General features: G+C 69.8%; 12 protein-coding genes. 6 read left to right on the top strand and 6 right to left on the bottom strand.

Annotation, left to right across the window (positions count from 1 at the left end; translation table 11 throughout):
* Window positions 1-124 precede the first annotated feature (124 nt).
* Both ACFORO_RS39390 and ACFORO_RS39385 read right to left on the bottom strand, forming a co-directional pair.
* A complete protein-coding gene (locus ACFORO_RS39390) occupies window positions 125-1,369 on the bottom strand; it encodes a serine hydrolase domain-containing protein (protein WP_377871481.1) in 1,245 nt (414 codons plus the stop codon).
* Between the two features lie 1,019 nt (window positions 1,370-2,388).
* Complete coding sequence (locus ACFORO_RS39385) at window positions 2,389-3,636, bottom strand: MFS transporter (RefSeq protein ID WP_377871482.1); 1,248 nt, start codon at window positions 3,634-3,636, stop codon at window positions 2,389-2,391.
* 703 nt (window positions 3,637-4,339) lie between these two features.
* Between ACFORO_RS39385 and ACFORO_RS39380 the strand changes: the two genes are divergently transcribed.
* The 3 genes from ACFORO_RS39380 (at window position 4,340) to ACFORO_RS39370 (ending at window position 9,597) form a co-directional block, all read left to right on the top strand.
* Window positions 4,340-5,758 carry an FAD-dependent monooxygenase gene (locus ACFORO_RS39380; protein ID WP_377871483.1) on the top strand — a complete coding sequence of 473 codons (1,419 nt, stop codon included), beginning with the start codon at window positions 4,340-4,342 and terminating at the stop codon, window positions 5,756-5,758.
* Between the two features lie 353 nt (window positions 5,759-6,111).
* Window positions 6,112-7,257: an ArsR/SmtB family transcription factor gene (locus ACFORO_RS39375; RefSeq protein ID WP_377871484.1), complete on the top strand. Its 1,146-nt coding sequence runs from the start codon at window positions 6,112-6,114 to the stop codon at window positions 7,255-7,257.
* Window positions 7,258-7,341: 84 nt separating this feature from the next.
* Window positions 7,342-9,597 (top strand): serine/threonine-protein kinase, encoded by a 2,256-nt coding sequence (locus tag ACFORO_RS39370; RefSeq protein ID WP_377871486.1) that lies wholly within the window; start codon window positions 7,342-7,344, stop codon window positions 9,595-9,597.
* Between the two features lie 12 nt (window positions 9,598-9,609).
* On the opposite strand, the gene ACFORO_RS39365 is transcribed toward ACFORO_RS39370, so the two are convergent.
* Complete coding sequence (locus tag ACFORO_RS39365) at window positions 9,610-10,605, bottom strand: amidohydrolase family protein (protein ID WP_377871487.1); 996 nt, start codon at window positions 10,603-10,605, stop codon at window positions 9,610-9,612.
* 106 nt (window positions 10,606-10,711) lie between these two features.
* Here ACFORO_RS39365 and ACFORO_RS39360 point away from each other — a divergent pair, with 106 nt between their 5' ends.
* The 3 genes from ACFORO_RS39360 to ACFORO_RS39350 all read left to right on the top strand — a co-directional run bounded on the left by ACFORO_RS39360 (window position 10,712) and on the right by ACFORO_RS39350 (window position 15,561).
* The gene (locus ACFORO_RS39360; protein WP_377871488.1) at window positions 10,712-11,587 is read left to right on the top strand and encodes a LysR family transcriptional regulator; all 876 of its coding nucleotides are present in this window, start codon (window positions 10,712-10,714) and stop codon (window positions 11,585-11,587) included.
* Between the two features lie 319 nt (window positions 11,588-11,906).
* Window positions 11,907-13,715, top strand: coding sequence for an amino acid permease (locus tag ACFORO_RS39355; RefSeq protein WP_446681605.1), 1,809 nt, complete (start codon window positions 11,907-11,909; stop codon window positions 13,713-13,715).
* A 49-nt stretch (window positions 13,716-13,764) separates the two neighbouring features.
* Complete coding sequence (locus tag ACFORO_RS39350) at window positions 13,765-15,561, top strand: serine/threonine-protein kinase (protein ID WP_377871489.1); 1,797 nt, start codon at window positions 13,765-13,767, stop codon at window positions 15,559-15,561.
* A gap of 390 nt (window positions 15,562-15,951) precedes the next feature.
* Here the strand turns inward: ACFORO_RS39350 and ACFORO_RS39345 are convergent, their stop codons facing one another.
* The 3 genes from ACFORO_RS39345 to ACFORO_RS39335 form a co-directional block, all read right to left on the bottom strand.
* The gene (locus ACFORO_RS39345; protein WP_377871490.1) at window positions 15,952-16,758 is read right to left on the bottom strand and encodes a M15 family metallopeptidase; all 807 of its coding nucleotides are present in this window, start codon (window positions 16,756-16,758) and stop codon (window positions 15,952-15,954) included.
* A gap of 116 nt (window positions 16,759-16,874) precedes the next feature.
* Window positions 16,875-17,774 carry an MBL fold metallo-hydrolase gene (locus ACFORO_RS39340; protein ID WP_377871491.1) on the bottom strand — a complete coding sequence of 300 codons (900 nt, stop codon included), beginning with the start codon at window positions 17,772-17,774 and terminating at the stop codon, window positions 16,875-16,877.
* 141 nt (window positions 17,775-17,915) lie between these two features.
* Window positions 17,916-18,827, bottom strand: coding sequence for a hypothetical protein (locus ACFORO_RS39335; protein WP_354746568.1), 912 nt, complete (start codon window positions 18,825-18,827; stop codon window positions 17,916-17,918).
* Window positions 18,828-18,950 lie beyond the last annotated feature (123 nt).

The raw sequence follows: 18,950 nt of genomic DNA, 5'->3' as shown, positions 1-18,950 counted from the left end.
GCAGGGTGGCGGTCGCATCCGTTTCGGCCGGGATGTCTTGGGCGGTCATCGTTTCTCGCTACCTTCCGGGCACACCAAGGGATCCCGCCTGGCGCGGGTGGGGACGAAGAGTGCTACGGGCTGCTCAGCACCGCCGCGCGAGCCGGCCGCCGATTTCGACGGCGGTCGCCGCGCCGGGTTCGCCGCGGAACCGGCCGCAAGGGGTGGCGCGGCCGGTCGCCGGATCGCGGACGGTGAACGTGCCGTCGGCGTACCGGGTCAGTTCGGGGAAGACGTCGCCGTCCACGTCGAGACACGCGCCGCCGAGGGCGTCCGGACGGATCGTGTACCCGATGGCGCCGTTGCGGAAACTTCCGTAATCGCCGTCCGGCAGGGGAACCGGGCAGGATTCCGCGACCTGGACGCGCTGGGGCGGGAGGCCGAATTCCGGCAGCTCGGCTACCAGGTCGTGCCAGAGGTCGGTGCCCCCGGCGCCGTTGGCGGTCAGCGCGAGCACGCAGGCGCCGGCCTGGTCGATCCGCAGGTGGCACGAGGTGCCGTCGGCCGTCCCGTCGTGTCCGAGCCAGCGGGATTCCTCGTCCCCGAAGCAGGCCAGCCCGAGCCCCCAGCCGTCCGCGAGGCCGAACGGTTCCGCGCCCGGCACCGGCCGATGCAGGTCACTCGCCGTCACGACGTCGAGCAACCCCGGTTTGCCGAGGTGGACCCGTCCGAGCGCGACGAGGTCGCGGGCGCTGAGCGCGAGCGCGCCCGCCGGGTCCAGCATCGGCGGCAGCACCTGCGCGAGCGGCCGCTCGCCGTCGCGCGCGTGCCCGGTCGCGATACCCGGGCTGTCGACGTAGACGGGCGCGATCTCCAAGGGCCGCAACAGGATCGACTCGACCGCCTGGCGCCAGCCCATCCCGGTGACGTCTTCGATCAGCTCGCCGACCAGCGCGTAGCCGAGGTTGGAATAGGAGAACGCGGTCCCCGGCTCGCAGACGAACTCCGCGGCCCGCACTTCCTTCCGGCACGACCCGGCGGCGTCGGCCGGGTCCGAGGGCAGCCCGGTGGTGTGGCTCAGCAGCCCGCGCAGGGTCAGCGAACCGGGAAGCCCCGGGTCGCCGAGGATCTCGCCGACCGGCTGGTCCAGCTCGAGATCGCCGTCCGAGACGAGCACCATCGCCAGCGTCGCGGTCGCCACCTTGGTGATCGAGCCGATCGGCACGCGCGAGCTCTCCCGCATCGGCCTGCCGCGGCTCGCGACACCGGTCTGGACCACTGCGGTCTCGCCGCCGGCCCAGACCGCGACCTGCGCTCCCGGCACCCGATGCCGGACGGCCAGCCGAGGGAGCACGGCCGCCAGCCGGTCCGCACAGCCGACGCCGGGCACCGGGCGCGGTCTCGGGACTTCGAATCTTTCTTTCCGGGAGTGCATGACCAGACCTTTCGAATACTCGTAGGAGCCGCACGAGGAATTGCCCCCTGCTCGCGCGGCACTAGCCCCAGCACAACGCGGACGCCATCGAGCCCAAACCCGCGCTGGAATCCATACCCTGCCTAGCTCGGTTGCACTCCAGCAACCGCCAAACGAAGGACTCCCGCATACGCCGCTTCGCACCCAGCGTCACACATTGCCGAGACCATTCTAAAATATGAACAACGGACTCACACCTCGGGGCGAAGACAGATAACCGGAAGATCAGCCTTCGCATTCGGCGGATCTTCCTCCCGCGCACGGCACCGATTCCCGTTGCGCCGACCAGCGTAAACCCGCCTTTCCCGACGCCGCCGGAACGGCGATCACCACCAAAGAACTGGTGCCAACAGCCGTCGCCGTTACCCCGACCGCAGCAACATCGCCGCCGCGCGCCCGCCTCCGGTGTCATCACGGGAAAAGATCACCTCCCGCCGTCGCCGATAACGTCCCCGGACAGGTAGCGCGACAAGTCGATCTCAGGGAATCGGGGAATCCGCCCGCTAAACCTCACCCGATCACCGGAAGATTCCGGCAGCTCCCCGCCTCGCGGAATTCCTTCCCGACGAACCACCACACGAATGGCGCGCGACGGCAGTAGCACTTACCGCCAGGTAACCCGCGCCCACAGTGTTTCGGTCCCGCTCGAGTGCGCACTGCCTCCGCCGATTCCGCCACAAGCACCTCCGCCCGCACAGTCGCCGCCGCCGAGCGAAACGTTGCAGCTTCTACGCGACCAATAGCCGAACAGCGGAACCGCCTTCTTGAGGGCGCGGAGGAAATACCCGTTGTCGGCAGACTGCCAATAAGCGGACTATTCCAAGAAGGACAGTAAAGAAAGCCATACGGCCGGTTGCCCGCCCATTGACGATCAGCCCGTGTGACGCCGCAGAATGTCCACTGAGGACATTTCCGTCGCTTTTCCCAGGTCCCCGTCACTCGGACGACCGCCCGCTCCGCATCGCCGAAAGAAGCACCGGCAACACGACAACCAGCGCGACTCCCCGCACCGCCCCCGCCACCGGATACGCCGCCCGGATGCCGAGCACGTCCGCGACCAGCCCGCCCGCCAGCGATCCCAGCGGCATCAGTCCCCAGCCCAGCATCCGGTAGACACTGTGCACGCGCCCGCGCAGTTCCGTCGGCACCGCCTGCTGGCGCAGGCTGACCGTGACCACACTCCAGAGCGTCGTGGCGAATCCGTTAATCCCCAGCAGTATCCCAAGAATGACCGCGTTCGGACTGGTACCGATCAACACGAAGATCACCGCATTGGCGACCAAGGCGGTCAGCAACGCTTGCAGCGCCCCGATTCTCGCCACGACCCGCGCGTTGACCATCCCGCCGAGCACACTCCCGACCGCGGCCCCCGCGAGCAGCACGCCGTAGCCGCGCTCGCCGACGTGCAGGATCTGCGTCGCGAGCAGCACGACCGTCACATTGCCGAGCTGATAGCAGAACGTGTTCACCGCCAGCAGCCCCGCCAACGCGCGCAACAACCGATGCCGCCCGAGCCAGCGCACCCCCTCCGCCACCGCGACCCGCATCGGCGGCTGCTCAACCTGCGGCAACGGACGCCTCGGGAGGGTCGCCAGCAACACCGCAGACACCACGAACGACACCGCGTCCACTCCGAACGGCAATGCCGCCGCGACCGCGAACAGCAGACTGCCGATCGGCGGCCCGACGAACAGCTGTCCGGCGTTGGCGACCGCGTACTGACTCCCGTTCGCCCGATGCAGCTGCGCCTCGGAGACAAGGTCGGGCACCACCGCGAGCGACGCGTTGGCGAACACGACCTCGCACGCACTGAGCGCGAACCCCATGACCGCGAGACCCGCGATGTCGATCCGCCCCAGCCAAATCATCGCGGCGGCCACCGCGACGATCGCCGCCTGCATCGCTTGCGACCGCCACAACAAGCCGACCCGATCACGCCGGTCCACGAGCGCGCCCGCGGGCAGGGAGAGCAGGAGCCAGGGCAGGTACGTCGTCGCCGAGACGACCGAAACCAGCACCGGATCGCGCGTGATCGTGACCGTCAACAGCGGAACGGCGGCCGCGAAGATCCCGTCGCCGACGTTGTCCACCGCTGAGGCCCACCACAACCGCCAGTACGCGGCGGGGAGCTTGGTGCGGGAGCCGGATTCCTTCATGTGGGCGATGGTTCCCGACTCGAACATGTGTTCGCCATCTTGTAGGCTGGAGCTACATCGAGAGTTTCGTGGTGTGCCGTCGTTGTATTTCGCTTGCCGTGGGTTCCCCCGTGCCGCAGACTGACCCGCCGATGCCAAGTCCTGCGCGAATCCGGAACCAGCCCGACGTGCCCGCCCGCGTCCGCACCTGCCGACGTGCCCGCACGACGGCTGGACGCACCGCGGCTGGACGGGCGGTCGAGCGCACCGCAGCCGAGCACCACGCAGCTGAGCGGACGGCGGCTGGTCCGGCAACGGCCAGGCACACCGCGGCTGGACGCACACCGGCCGTGCGTCTCCGCTCCACATCCGGACGCACGCCAGTCGTGCGTCTCCGCTCCGCAGCTGAACGCACACCAGCCACGCACCCCCGCTCCGCAGCTGGACGCACACCAGCCGCGCGTCTCCGCTCCACGGCTGGACGCACGCCAGCCACGCACCCCCGCTCCGCAGCTGGACGCACACCAGCCGCGCGTCTCCGCTCCACGGCTGGACGCACGCCAGCCACGCACCCCCGCTCCGCAGCTGGACGCACGCCAGTCATGCGTCTCCGCTCCACGGCTGGACGCACGCCTGCTGCGCACCCCCGCTCCGCGGCTGAACGCACACCAGCCGCGCATCTCCGCTCCGCGTCCGGATACCCGGCAATCAGCCGTGCTGCCACTAAAAGAACCGAACGAACAGGTGGTTCATGATCGACGTCATCATCTCCGGCTGCGGCCCGACCGGCGCGACGCTCGCCGCCGAGCTTCGGCTGCACGGCGTGCGGGTCCTCGTCGTGGAGAAGGAAACCGAGCCGCTCCCGCTCGCCCGCATCGTCAGCCTGCACATCCGCAGCCTCGAACAACTCGCGATGCGCGGACTGCTGGAGCGCGTCCTCGAACGCGGACGACAACGTCCCGTCGGCGGCATCTTCGCCGGCATCCCCAAACCCGCCCCCGAGGGCCTCGATTCCGCGTACCTGCTGGGCGTCCCACAGCCAGTCGTCGTCCGCCTGCTCGAAGACCACGCGGTCGACCTAGGCGCGGAAGTCCGGCACGGCCGCGCAGTCGCCAGTTTCGAGCAGGACGAGGACGGAGTGACCGTCGAACTGACCGACGGCGAACGTCTGCGGTCGCGCTACCTCGTCGGCTGCGACGGTGCGCGCAGCACCGTGCGCAAGCTGCTCGGCGTCGGCTTCCCCGGCGAACCCTCGCGGACCGAGACCCTGATGGGCGAGATGCCCGCGACCGCGGCCCAGGAGGAGATCACCGCCAAGGTCGCCGAGATCCGCGAGACCGACAAGCGCTTCATGCTGAGCCCGCTAGGCGAGGGCGTCTACCGCGTGGTGATCCCGGCTGCGGGAATCAGCGCTGAACCGCCCGTTCTCGAGGACTTCAAGCAGCAACTGCACGCCATCGCCGGAACCGATTTCGGCATCCACTCCCCACGCTGGCTGTCCCGCTTCGGCGATGCCACCCGCCTGGCCGAGCGCTACCGCGTCGACCGGGTCCTGCTGGCCGGCGACGCCGCGCACATCCACCCGCCCACCGGCGGGCAGGGCCTCAACCTGGGCGTCCAAGACGCGTTCAACCTCGGCTGGAAACTGGCCGCACAGATCCGCGGCTGGGCCCCGGCACCGCTGCTGGACACCTACCAGACCGAACGCCATCCGGTCGCCGCGGACGTCCTGGACAACACCCGCGCCCAGATGGAACTGTCCTCCGCCGACGCCGGGCCGCGGGCCGTGCGGAAGCTGCTCACCGAACTGATGGACTTCGACGACGTCAACCGCCGCCTGATCGGGAAAATCACCGCGATCGACATCCGCTACGACTTCGGCGACGGCCCCGACCTGCTAGGCCGCCGCCTCCCCGACCTCGACCTGAAACAAGGCCGCCTCTACGACCGCCTCCATCAGGGCCGAGGCCTGCTGCTCGACCGCACGGAACGACTGACCGTCGAGGGCTGGGCCGACCGCATCGACCTCGTCGCAGACCCCGCCGCGGCCCTGGACGCTCCGGCCCTTCTGCTCCGCCCGGACGGATATGTCGCGTGGATCGGCGACGACCAGCAGGACCTGAACGACCACCTCGCCCGATGGTTCGGCCAGCCCGCCGCTGGTGCCTGAGCACCGGGTGCCTGTCGCACAGCAAGACCACCACCGAACTCAACCAACCCACCGCATCCCGCCGGACAACCACCGGGCACCGCCACCGCGCGGGCAGACGACAACCACCAAGACCACCACCGAGCACCGCAACCGGCGGACAGGCGACAACCCCCAGACCACCACCGAGCTTGGCCAACCCCGCTGCTTCCGTCCGGGCACCGATCGAGCCGCAGCCGTCCCCGCACAACCCACCCGCCGAGTCGGCAAACCCGCCGATCCCGCCTCGCCAGCCATCCCCGCACAACCCGCCCACCGAGTCGACAACCCGCCGATCCCGCCTCGCCAGCCGCCAAGTGACGCATAATCGCGACGTGCCGTTGACCCTCGACTTGAGCACCGACGACCTGGCCGCCACCAGGCTCGCCGTCTCGCCGTTGTCCGAGACGGTCTCCGGCCTGCAGACCCTGGCCGGTTGCTGGGGCCGGGCGCGCCACGGGCGATGGACCCGCTGGGCCGCGGGCGAACTCGCCGGCCGTCCGCTGGATCTGTCCTGGACGTGGCCGTTGCTCGTCACCGGCCGGACCAGCTGGCCGCAGTTCCTGCTGCCCGCACCGGCGCGCGCGGCGAGCACGATCGACGAGGCGCTGGCCGCGATGTGCCGGACCACCGCGAGCGAGGTCCGGCGCAGCCTGCACGGCGTGTTCGGCGACCGCCTGCCCGCCCCAGCCCGGGCGCTCGCCGACGATCCCGCGGCCGGGCTCCGCGCGATCGCCGAAGAACTCCGCCAGGCGCACGACCGCCTGATCGCACCGCACTGGGCCCGGCTGCGCGCCGTCCTCGACGCCGACATCGCCTACCGCGCCAGACAATGGGCCGACGGCGGCGCGGGCCGTCTCTTCGCCGACCTGCACACCGAGCTCACCTGGTCCACCAGCCAGCTCGCCCTCCACGGCGACCACCGCCCCTCGCCCGGCCGTCCTTCCGGCGGGCTGGTGCTCTCGCCGGTCGTGCTCGGTCCGCCGTGGGTGATGATCAAACTGCACACCACCACGCAGACCACCATCCGCTACCCGGCCCGTGGCAGCGGTGCATTGTGGACAGCCGCCGAACGCCGCCCGGCCGAACCCGCGGTCCGCCTCCTGGGCCGACGCCGCGCCGAACTCCTGGAGACACTGCGCTCCCCCGCCACGACCACCGACCTCGCCGAAGCCCTGCACGTCTCGCCGAGCGCGGTTTCGCAACACCTCCGAGTCTTGCGCGACAGCGGCCTGGTCACCGGGCGACGGTCCGGTCGCGAAGTCCTGTACCGCACCACCGAGCAAGGAATCCGCCTGCTGGCCCCTCCGCCGAACCGAACCACAAATGTGACCCCTCCACACCGACTATCAGCCGGTTACCGAGCACCGAATGCGCCCGCCCGCCGAAGCACAAAACTGACGAACGCAAGCCCCGATCCGCCAAAACCGAACCAAGACGGCCCGATCCCCGCGCTTCCCACGACCGAGGCACAAATGTGACAACTCCACACCTGATGCCACATTTCCGGAGTACGATCTCGCCGAACCGCGGGCGGGCCTCGCGGGAGAGGGGAAGCGGCGGGGATGAGCGACATCTGGCAGGTGCCCGGGTTCACCGAGGTCGATGTGCTCGGCGTCGGCGGCTTCGGGCGCGTCGTGCTGGCCAAGCATCAGCAATCCGGCCGCATGGTGGCGATCAAATACCTTCTCGCGGAGTACCTCGCCGACCCGGACATCGCGGCCGGGTTCCGGCGCGAGGCGTGGCTGTTGTCCGGCGTCCGAAGCCCGCATGTCGTGCGGCTGTTCGACTTCGTCGAGACGCCGCAGGGCGCGGCACTGGTGATGGAGGCCGTGCCCGGCGTGTCTTTGCGCGCGCTCCTGGCGACGGAAAACGTTCTCGCCCCCGAATCCGCGCTGGCCATTCTCAAAGGTTCGCTGCTCGGTCTCGCCGACGCGCACGCCGCCGGAGTCGTCCATCGCGATTACAAACCGGGAAACGTCCTGGTGTCGCGGGAAGGCCAATCGAAACTGGTCGACTTCGGACTGGCCACTTTGGACGGACACAACGGACTGACCGCCGGTTCCCCGTCGTACATGGCACCTGAGCAGTGGGCCGGTCAACCAGGCATGCCAGCCACCGATGTGTATGCCGCGACCTGCGTGTTCTACCAATGCGTCACCGGACACCAGCCGTTCGAGGCGACCACCACCGACGAATTGCGCTCGCTGCACCAGATGGCCCCCGTACCGCTCGACGCGGTGCCCGAGGAGTTGCGTCCGCTGATCGCGCGCGGCATGGCGAAGGATCCGGCGTGGCGACCGTCCACAGCGGACGCTTTCGTGGCCGAATTGGAGACCGTCGCGCGCAAGGCTTACGGAAAGGACTGGGAGAAACGCGGTTGGAAGCGTCTCGCCGCCTCGGCCGCCGCCCTGACCGCGCTCACGCCGCTGGCCCTCCTGACCACCGCTGGCACGGCCGCCGCGCCGATCGGAGCAGGTGCCGGTGCGGTGGCGGCGGGAGTGCCTGCCACGGGAACCGGAGCGGGCGCGACCGCGGTGATCGTCGGCAAGGTCATCGCCGTGCTGGTGGTCGTCGGCGCGCTCGTCACCGGCGGAATCCTGGTCTTCAACCGCCAGGACGATCCACCGGCTCCCGCGGCGCTCACGGTGGCGATCCAGACCGATTCCGGACGCGACCAGGCCCTCCCGATCACCTACAACCTCCAGTATCCGCAAGTGTCCGGCGGACCGGACGCCGCCGTGCGGAAACGCATCAACGACGCCCTGCGCGCCCCGATCGACAAGCGGCTGAAGGCCATCCGCGACGCACGGTCCAATCCGGACTGGCAGCAGCAGTTCACCGAAGCCGGGGAAACGCCCGTCGCGCGATCGACCGCACACATCCTCCTGCAGACCCCGAGCCTGCTTTCCGTCCGCTACGACCACGACCTCGACTCGAAAGTGCTGTGGCACACGACGTGGCGGTTCCCGGAAACCGTCACCGTCGACCTCGGCACCGGGAACCCGGTCGGCCCCCAGGACATGTTCCGGCCCGAAGTGCTGACCGCGGCCGGAATGAAAACGCTGACCGACCGCATCGAACCGCACACCAGGAACGGTTTCTGCGAGCTGGCGTCCGTCGACGAACAAGGCCGGAAAACCACCATCGACGCCTCCGACCGGGTCCCGGCACGCGGGCACGTTCCGGGAGCCTCGATCGGATTCACCAAGGCCGGGGCCGAATTCGAAATCCTGTGGTACGACCTCGGCTGCGTCACGGCGGCGGGGAAAGAGACCGTGACCGTTCCGTACGCCGAAATCTCCGATCTGCTGCAGCCGAAGTTCGTGACAATGCTCGGCACCCCGACGGTTTCCCCGTCACCCGCATCACCAGCCTCGTCCTCCCCTGCGGTCAGCAACACCTACACCAACCCGCGATTCGGCTTCACCACACGCGTTCCGCAGGGCTACACCGCCGCGCCCTACAGCCCGGACAACGGCGACGGAATGACGTTCACCAACACCGCCCTCGACGCGACCCTCACCGTATGGGGCTCCAACTCCGGCGGCCAGACCGCCGCGGCAGCACTCGCCGACGCAGCCGCCGCGGCCGAAGCAAATGGCGGCCGCGTGACCTATCGCAAGGACGAAGGCGACCATTACTCGATTTCCGGCTACCAAAGCGACGGCAAGATCTTCTACGAGCGAGGTTTCTCCGGAGCGGGGTCGACGGCGTCGCTGCGCTGGGTCTACCCGCGAGACCACAAGTCCGAAATGGACACTCCGGTAAGCACCACAGTGGACTCCTTCCGCCCCGGGGACCTGTCCCAGCCGCACTGAGCCGCCGCTGGATCAGGCCAGGCCGAGCAGTGCGTCGGCATTGCGGTGGGCGATCTTTTCCTGGTCCTCGGCCGAAAGATGCGATTCGGTCAGGAACGACACGGCGCCCTCGTTGCCGAGCATCGGGAAATCCACGGAATGGATGATCCGGTCCGCGCCGACGGTGTCCGCGCAATACCGCAGCTGGGCCTGGCTGAACATGCCGCTGGGAGTGATGAACACGTTGTCCCGGAAGTACTCGCGGAAGGTCCGGTCGAGCCCGGTCATCCGCCTCGGCATGGTCTCGTCGAGCCGGTCGAGGTAGAACGGGATGAACTCGCCCCAATGGCCGAGCACGAACTGCAGGCCGGGACGGCGGTCGAGCACTCCGGTCAGCACCAGGTGCAGGAAGTGCACCGCCGTCTCCTGATGCCAGCCCCACGCGGCGAGCCGGAGAGCCCCGGAGACCGCTGGCGAGAGTCCGCCCGCATAGTTGGCCTCGCTCACCTGCGCCGGAGGCGGGGCCGGGTGCAGGTAGATCGGCACCGACAGTTCGCTCGCGGCACGCAGGATCGGATCGAACCGCGGCTGGTCGAGGAATTCGCCGTCGGTGCGCCCCATGATCATCGTGCCGACGAAGCCCAGTTCGCCGACGCACCGGCGCAACTCGTCCGCCGCGGCGCCGGGCACGGCTGTCGGCAGGGCCGCGAACGCGGCGAACCGCCCCGGAAACGCCTCGACCGCCTTGGCCATGGTGTCGTTCGCCGCCGCGGTCAATTCCGGTGCGACGTCCGCCGGCAGGAAGGTGTTCACCAGTGACAGCACCTGGGTGGTGATGCCGTGGCGGTCCATGTCGGCGATCCGGGCGGAACCGAGGTCCGCCAGGAGATCGGGATGCCGCGGGTACGGCATCCCGGTGTCCGGGGCGAACGCCGCCGCGTAGCCGGGAACGTGGTCGAGCATGGCCGGCATGCCGGCGGCGGTCACCGCCGGGTCGGTCCAGTGTTCTTCGAGCGTGACAATCCGCATCGTTGCCCCTCTTCGTCGGCCTGTCCCTTCACGATGGACCTGGCCGGCGATAGGCTCAAACACTTGTTTCTGATTCATCGATCAGTACCGCTGATAGGAGCTGGAGATGGAGCTGCGGCACCTGCGCTATTTCGTCGCGGTGGCCGAGGAAGGCGGGTTCAGCGCGGCCGCGCGGCGGCTGCACGTCGTCCAGCCCACGTTGAGCATGCAGATCCGCGACCTGGAACACGAACTCGGCGGACCGCTGTTCGACCGCGCCGGGCGACGGCCCCGGCTCACCCCCGCGGGCCAGGCGTTCCTGGTCGAAGCCCGGCAGGTGCTCGCGCAGGCCGAACGGGCGCGGGACACCGCACGGTCAGCGCTGCGCGGGGAAACCGGAAGCGTCCGGATCGGCGTGGCGGGCGCGGTCGTGTTCGGCGGCCTCCTGGCCGGCCTGATCGGCGAGTTCCATCAGGCCAGGCCGCTCGTCCGGATCGAATTGCGGGAAACGGGGCCGCTGGCGCAGCGCACCGCGATCCTCGCGGGCGAACTGGACGTCGGCTTCAGCGCGCTCGCCGCGCCGGCCGACGAACCGCGGCTGGCCTCGATCCCGGCGAGTTCCGTGTCGTTCCTGGTCGCGCTGCCCGCCGGACACCGCCTCGCCGAGCACGAAACGCTGACCGTCGAGCAGATCGACGGCGAGGAGCTGATCGAATACATCACCGGCGACGGCGATCTCGTGCCGCACGGAGTGCGCCGCTACGGGGCGGACCCGCCGTCCTCGCCGGCCCGGTTTCGCGGCGACAGTACGCTGAGCGTTCTCGCGCTAGTCGCCGCGGGGGCCGGTCTGGCGGTGGCCCCGGCGGGCGTGGACCGGGCCGCGGTGCCGGACGTGGTGTACCGGCCGCTGGCCGAACCCGGTCTGAAGACCGACTTCCATCTGCTGCACCGCAGCGACGAAACCGCACCGGCCGTGGCCGCCTTCGTCCGCGCCTGCGCTTAGCCGCCGGTCTCCCCGCGGCGCGAACCCGCAAGCGGCCGAATCCCCGGTCAGCCGGGATTTAGGGCGACAACGGCCCGAACCGGTCCGCGCGACTCTGCGCACAGCCAGGCAAAACCCGGCGCGCGATGCTGCTCCATTCGGATGATCGACAACTCCCCCGCGCGGCATCCGCCCCCGCTCGCACCTAGCCTCGACGGACCCGGCGGCCGCACACTGTCCCCGCGTCAGCGAGGCCCAGCTCCGCGGCCGTTTCCGACAACGTTGTCGGCCGGGGGCGCGACCGCGGGACGGCACGGCCGAACGAGAGGAAGATCGATCGATGGCTGATCGGATCACCGGGCAGGGCCAGGGAAGCCCGGACACCCCGGGCGAGGCGACCCCGAACGAAGCGGCCGCGGGCACGACGACCCCTGGCGAGGCGACCGCGGGCAAGGCGGTCCCGACGGAGGCAGCCGAACGCACGGCGGCTCCGGGCGAGGCGACCGCAGGCACGACGACGCCCGGCGAGGCGACGGCAGGCAAGGCGGTCCCAGCGGAGGAAGCTGAACGCACAGCCGTCCCGGCCGAAACAGCTCCCCGCAACACCACCCCCGCCGACGCGGCCAGCGGCAAGACGGCCCCGGGCGAAACGTCCGCAAGCACACCACCCCCGGCGGAAGCGCCCGCCAGCAAAGCAGCCGCGACTGCACGCCCGGCGACCTCAGCAGAGTCGCCCGCGAGCAAAACAGCCGCAGCCGAAACCACTCCGCCCGAAGCGAAGACCGGCCCCAAAAAGCTCCGTTCCCGCCACATCACCATGATCGCGCTCGGCGGCATCATCGGAGCCAGCCTCTTCGTCGGTTCCGGAAACGTAGTGCGCGCAGTCGGACCAGCCGCCGTCCTCTCCTATCTCATCGGCGGCCTCCTCGTTTTCCTCGCGATGCGGATGCTCGGCGAGATGGCCGCGGCGCGTCCGGCGATCGGGTCGTTCATGGAGTACGCCCGGGTGGGGCTCGGCGAGTGGGCGGGGTATCTCGTCGGCTGGCTGTACTGGTACTACTGGATCGGCGTGATCGCGTTCGAGGCGGTCGTCGGCGGGTCGGTGCTCGGCGGATGGTTCCCCGCGGTGCCGCAGTGGGTGTTCTCCGTCGTGCTGCTGCTGTTCTTCACCACCACGAACCTGGTGTCCGCGCGGTCGTTCGGCGAGGTCGAGTACTGGCTGGCGAGCATCAAGGTCGCCGCGATCATCGTGTTCCTCGCGGTCGGCACGCTGTTCGCGTTCGGGCTCTGGCCGAAGGCGAGCTTCTCCGTCCCGAACCTCTGGCAGCACGGCGGGTTTGCGCCCCACGGCTGGTGGCCGATCCTCAGCGGCGTCGCGATCGTGATTTTCTCCTATTTCGGCACCGAGATCGCCGTGATGGCCGCGGCCGAGTCCGAGGATCCGGCCAAGGGCGTGCGGCAGGCGGTCAGCACGGTGATCTGGCGGATCCTGCTGTTCTTCGTCGGCGGGGTGCTGCTGATCGTCACCATCGTCCCCTGGAACCAGCTGCCGAATCCCAAACAGGAAGGGCCGTTCGCGCACGCCTTCACGTTGTTCGGGCTCCCCGGCGCCGGTCTGGTGATGAACGCGGTCGTGCTCACCGCCGCGTGTTCGGTGCTCAACTCCGGGCTTTACTCCGCCGGACGGATGTTCTCCGCGCTCGCCGAGAAACGGCTCGCGCCGCGCGTGGTGGCGAAGAAGAGCAAGTCCGGCGTGCCGGTCATCGCGGTGGTGGCCTGCACGATCGGCGGGTACATCGCGGTTTTCGTCAACTTCGTCGCGCCGGACTCCGGCATCTTCGACTTCATCATGAACTCCGCGGGCCTGGTCGCGCTGTTCGTGTATTCGTTCATCGCGTTCACCCAGATGCGGATGCGGCACAAGATGACGCCGGAGGAACGCGCCGGGCTGAAGCTCAAGATGTGGCTGCACCCGTGGCTGGGCATTCTGACCGTCCTCGGCGTCGTGGCGATCATCGTCGTCATGCTGCTGACCGACGACTCCGCCCGCACCCAGGTGTGGACCAGCATCGTGTCGCTGGCCGTGATCGCGGCGTTCTGGCCGCTGGTGCGCCGGGGATTGCGGAAGTCCGCCGCGAAGGAGGGCTGAGGGAAGCGGCCAGAGGGCAGTCCGGGAAAGCGCGCTTTAAGCTGTCGCCGTGGCTGCTCCGCAGGTGATCGCCGGGCGTTACCGGCTCGAGGAACGCCTCGGAGCCGGCGGGATGGGTGTCGTCTGGCGGGCCAGCGACCTCGAGTTGCGGCGGACGGTCGCGCTCAAACGGTCGCTCGACGGCGACGAGCCGCAGATCCGCCGCGAAGCCCGGCTCGGCGCGGCCTTGCAGCACCCGAACATCGTCGCGGTCTACGACTCCGTTTCCGACGGCTCCGACCGATGGCTCGTCATGGAGTACCTCCCGGCGCGCAGCCTGGCCGAGATCGTGCACGCCGACGGCGTCCTGACACCCGAGCGAGCCGCCGCGGTCGGCGTGCAGATCGCGGCCGCGCTCGCCGCGATGCACGCGCGCGGCATGGTGCATCGAGACCTCGCCCCGGGCAACGTCCTGGTCGCCGACGACGGCACCGCCAAGCTCGCCGACCTCGGCATTTCCCGCGGACACGAGGTCACGCTCACCGACAGCGCCCGCGTCGGCGGCACCGCGGGGTACCTCGCGCCGGAAGTCGCGAACGGCGAGGCGGCCACCGCCGCGTCGGACGTCTTCTCGCTCGGGGCGACGCTGTTCGCCGCCGTCGAGGGCGGTTCCCCTTGGGGCAGCGGGGAAAACGGCCCGTTCGCGCAGCTGCGCCGGGCTGCGGAAGGGACGCCCGAATCGCCGCGCAACGCCCGTGAGCTCAGGCCCGCGTTGCAGGCGATGCTCAGCCGTCAGCCGGAAAGCCGCCCGACCGCGGTCGAGGTCGAGGTCGAAGGCTTCCTGCGCGGCTCCCCGGTACCCCGCGCAGTGAAGAAACCCAAGCGGCCAGTGCTCATCGGCGCGACGCTCGGCGCGATTATCCTGCTGGCAGCCGGGTTTCTCGCCTTCACCCGCGACGACGCACCACCCGCGAACGCGACGGCCGCACCGCCGTCGCCGGACCTCGTCGGCGACCCGCACACCGCGGATCCGTGCTCGCTGCTGTCGGTGAATTCCCTGAGCCAGTACGGCAAAGTCTTCCTCGAACCGAACCTCGGCACGTTCGCCCGCTGCGACCTGAACACGAGCCTGCCCGACGGCGGCGGCACGATCGCGACCAGCCTCGAGCTGTCCGGACCCGAGGAGTACCCGCAAGTGCCGCCGGTCCGCGGCAAGCTCGGCGAGATCCAGCGGCCGAATCCCGACTCCGGGAAGTGCCGCCGTTCCTTCACCCTGCCCGATCTCAGTGTCGTCACGGTGAGCTCGGTCCGCTCCGACAGTGCCGCAGCGCCGCAGCTGTGCGCGATGTCGGACGCGGTCGTCGGCGACGCCTACGCGCGAGTGGCCCGCGGCCCGATCGCCCGCCGTGCCCAGCCGTTCCCGCCGGATTCGCTGGCACGGACGGACGCCTGCACGCTGGTCGACGACGCCACGCTCCGCCGGACCGTCGGGCCGGACTACCCCGTCGACCGGTATTTCGCGGACTGGGCCTGTTCGTGGGGGCACGACGCGAAGTCGGTCGACCTCTACTACGACCGGCAGTGGCCGCTGTCCACGAACGCGCCGGACGGCCAGACCCGCACCACCGTCGGCGGGCGGCCGGCATACGTCGATCCGCACGAAAACGCTGGCGACACGTGCGACGTCACCGTCGTCTACCGCACGTACTCGCCAGCTCTCCCGACGCAGGAAGGAACACCGGACCGGCGGGACGAGGTCGTGCTGGTCGAGATCACCGACGAGGCGGACAAAGGCAATCTGACCGCTATCTGCGACACCGCGAAGTCAGTCGCGGGGGTCGTCGCGACCCGGCTTCCCCAGTCCTAGCGGGCCGCTTCGGAGCGGCTGCGCGAGGATGCCGCGTGCTGTGAGGGGAACCCTGCGGGAATCAGAGTCAACGCCAGGAACTTAAGGTTGTGATGTGGACGCGCTTCCGGCTTGTTTCCCCAGCTCGGCTGGTTCGGTCCGGTTGAGCGCAGGTCGCTGTGGGCCCCGGACCCGGGAGCGGAAGCCGGATGATGGTCCGTGAGGGGAACCCTGAGGGAATCAGATTCCCTCAGGGTTCCCCTCACGGACTTCAAGACACGGTCACATGGTGACATATCGGGCAGTTCGGTGCCACTGATGTCCTTTATGGACGGTCAGCGGGCCGAGGCCGCGCGGCTTGAGTTCCTGGCATGGGGAATCAGAGTCCGTGAGGGGAACCCTCACGGCAAGCTAGCCCACCGGGCAACGCAGCGACCTCCGCGAAACCGGGAAATTGAAATAGGTGTCCGGGAACGTCTCCGGCTGGAACGTGTAGTGCCACCATTCCTCGGGCAGGTTCTTGAACCCGGCCCGCTCCAGCCCGTGCAGCAGGAGCATCCGGTTCGCCTTCTGCTTCCCGACGATCCGCGGGTCGAGCGTGTGCGCGAGGGTGTCGAAGCAGTCGAAGCCGGTGCCCATGTCGAGCGAGTTGTCCGGAAACCGCTCGGTTTTCGGTCCGTAGCAAGGCTTCAGCGGTTCGCCGGGGTGGTACGGCCGCGTCGGGAACGCCGGGAGGCGGACGAGCGTCAGGTCCACCGTGCTTCCCCGGCTGTGGCCGGATTTCGCCGCGATGTAGCCGTCCTCGAAAAGCCGGTTCTTCTCCACGCGCGGGTAGAACTCGGCTTTCATCCGCAGGTCGGACAGGTCCTCCGCCCAGCGCACGAAGTTGTCGACCGCGCGCTGCGGGCGGTAGCAGTCGTACACCTTCAGCGTGTAGCCCTGCCGCAGGAACGACAGCTGCGCCTTGTGCAGCGCGACCGCGGCGTCCCGGGTCAGGATGCACATCGGCTGCCGGTAGCCGTCGACCGGCGCGCCGGTGAAGTTGTGCGGCGTGATGTAGCGGATTTCCTGCACGATAGTCGGGTCGACGTCGCGCAGAGCGACGAACTCGGGCGGAGCCTTCGGCTCCGGTGCGGCCGGCGCCGGCGGTGCGGCGACGAGGCAGGTCAGCAGGCTCATCGCGGCGACCGCCAGGCCGCGCATCATCTTTCCGCGCATAGCCCGCTTGCTTACCACAAGTTCACGCGCTGGTGCAGACGTCATGCGCCGGGCGGGTTCCCCGGGCGCGAAGCGAAACCGCGCCCGGGGACCCAGTCAAAGAAGCGGCCGCCCGGTCAGTAGTCCCACACCGTCGGCACGAAACGGAACGCGGTGCCCGCGACCGCCACATGGCACACCGACGGGAACGGCAGGTGGGTGGCCACCAGTTGCTCGCCGCTGGCCGCCAGCTCCCGCAAAAGCCGGATCCGGACCCGCGCCGACTCCTCGGGGTCGTGCTCGAAACCGTTGTACCAGTCCGGATTCTCGAACCCGGGCTGGAACACCGCGTCTCCGGCGAAGGTCAGCCGGTCGCCGCCGGACTCCAGCCGGACGATGCTGTGGCCGGGCGTGTGCCCGCCGGTGCGGCAGATCCGCACGCCCGGCGCCACCTCGTGCTCCGTCTCGAACGGACGCAACTGGCCGCGGTACACGTCGAGGAACCGCGTGGCGGTCGTGCGCAGCACCTCCGGGATCGGCTCCGGCATGACAGTCCGGGAGAAATCGGGAGCCTGCCAGAACTCCGCCTCGGCCGACGCCAGGTGCACCCGCACGTCCTCGCGCAGGCGGCCGCGGAGCCCCTCGACGAGCAGCCCGCCGATGTGGTCCATGTGCAGGTGGGTGAGCACCACGTCGGTCACCGACGCCGGGTCGATGCCCGCCGCGACGAGCCGGGTCGCCAGCTGTCCGGCGCGCGGAAAGCCCGGGAATTCGGTGCCCAGCCCGGAATCGATCAGAACCGTCCGGCCGCCGCTGCGCACCACGGCGACGTTCAGCGGCCAGTCGATCATCTCCGGCGGCAGGAACATCTCACGGAGCCAAGCGGCGAGATCGGCCCGTTCGGCGTTGGTGGCCAGCGTTTCGGCGGTGATCGGCAGCACGCCGTCGCTGATCACCAGCACGTCGATGTCGCCGACTTTGAGCGCGTACCGCGAAGGGACCGCCTCGTCGAGACGGGCGGAAGGGGCCAAGCTCATGAATTCTCCTCAGGAGTAGATCAGCCAGATCGTCGGCTATGACCGGACTGCCGCCCGGTTTGTGACAACTCGCCGAGGATTGGCCGTGAGGGGAACCCTGAGGGACTCTGAGTCCGTGAAGGTGGCCTTCACGGACTTCTGTCAGGCTTGCGGAGCAGCCTTCGACGCCCTCCGCACCACTCGCCGCCGCCCGTCCGCGCGCAGCATCGGCCCGAACCGCAACCGCGCCTCCTCCGCCAGTTCAGCGCCGAGGTCCACGTCGAACCCGCTCGCCGACGCAGCGACGCGCAACCGATCACCCCGCACAGCAAGCCCAGTGATCCGATCCCGAGCCACCGCCAGCAACTGCACCCCGTGCGTCAACGGCCGCCGCCCCAGCACATGCCGGACGACCACCAGCTCCTGCCGCGTCAGCACGACGAACGCCGCGGGCCGGGATTGCTGCCACAGCCATCGCCGCGGCAGCTCCGGCTCCGCGCCGAGGTAGCGCGTATGCCGGGTATGTCCGAGTGCCACCAACGGCGACGCCGGAAGCCGGTCCCAGCCAAGGGAAGGCGGCCCCGCGTGCGCCGGTTCCGCCGCGCCGGGCCGGTGCGCGCGCGACCGCACGTGCGTCAGGAGGTCCGCCACCGCGGGCCACGCCCACGAGCGGTAGCGGAAAACCAGTGTCGTCCGGACACCGGTTAGCACCAGGCAGGAGTGCTTGCCCGCCATCGCGTGCTCGACCGCGATCAGCTCCGGGTACGGGATCGCGCCGACGATGCGCGGATACGGCAGGTCGTCGACCCACAGCGCCACTCCGCGCGCGCCCGCGCCCAGCGCCTGCTCCGGCGTCCACACCACGCCGTCGCCGGAGGGCCGGGTCGCCGACGGGGCCAGCACCACCTCGCCCGGGCCGACCAGGTCCGCGAGGTCCTCGGCCGCCGCGCCCGGCCGGGACCAGCGGGAAGGCGGTTTGGTCTCGAGCCGGTCGGCGAGGTCGCGGCCGACCTGGATCTCCCACGGCTGCGCCGCGGCGGTGAGCGCGGCGCGCGCCGAACCGGTGCCGGACATGCGAGCCTCCTGCCGCCGCGGGAGCCGGGCCTGGTGCCCTGTGCTTCCAGCGTATACACCGCCGAGGGGCCGGTCCTCATTCCGGAGTTCCCCCGGTTGGGACCTAGATCACCCGATTGCCGC

Source organism: Amycolatopsis halotolerans (genome assembly GCF_042647905.1).
In the GTDB taxonomy this organism is placed as follows: domain Bacteria; phylum Actinomycetota; class Actinomycetes; order Mycobacteriales; family Pseudonocardiaceae; genus Amycolatopsis; species Amycolatopsis halotolerans.
This window is presented reverse-complemented; position numbering and strand designations above follow the sequence as displayed.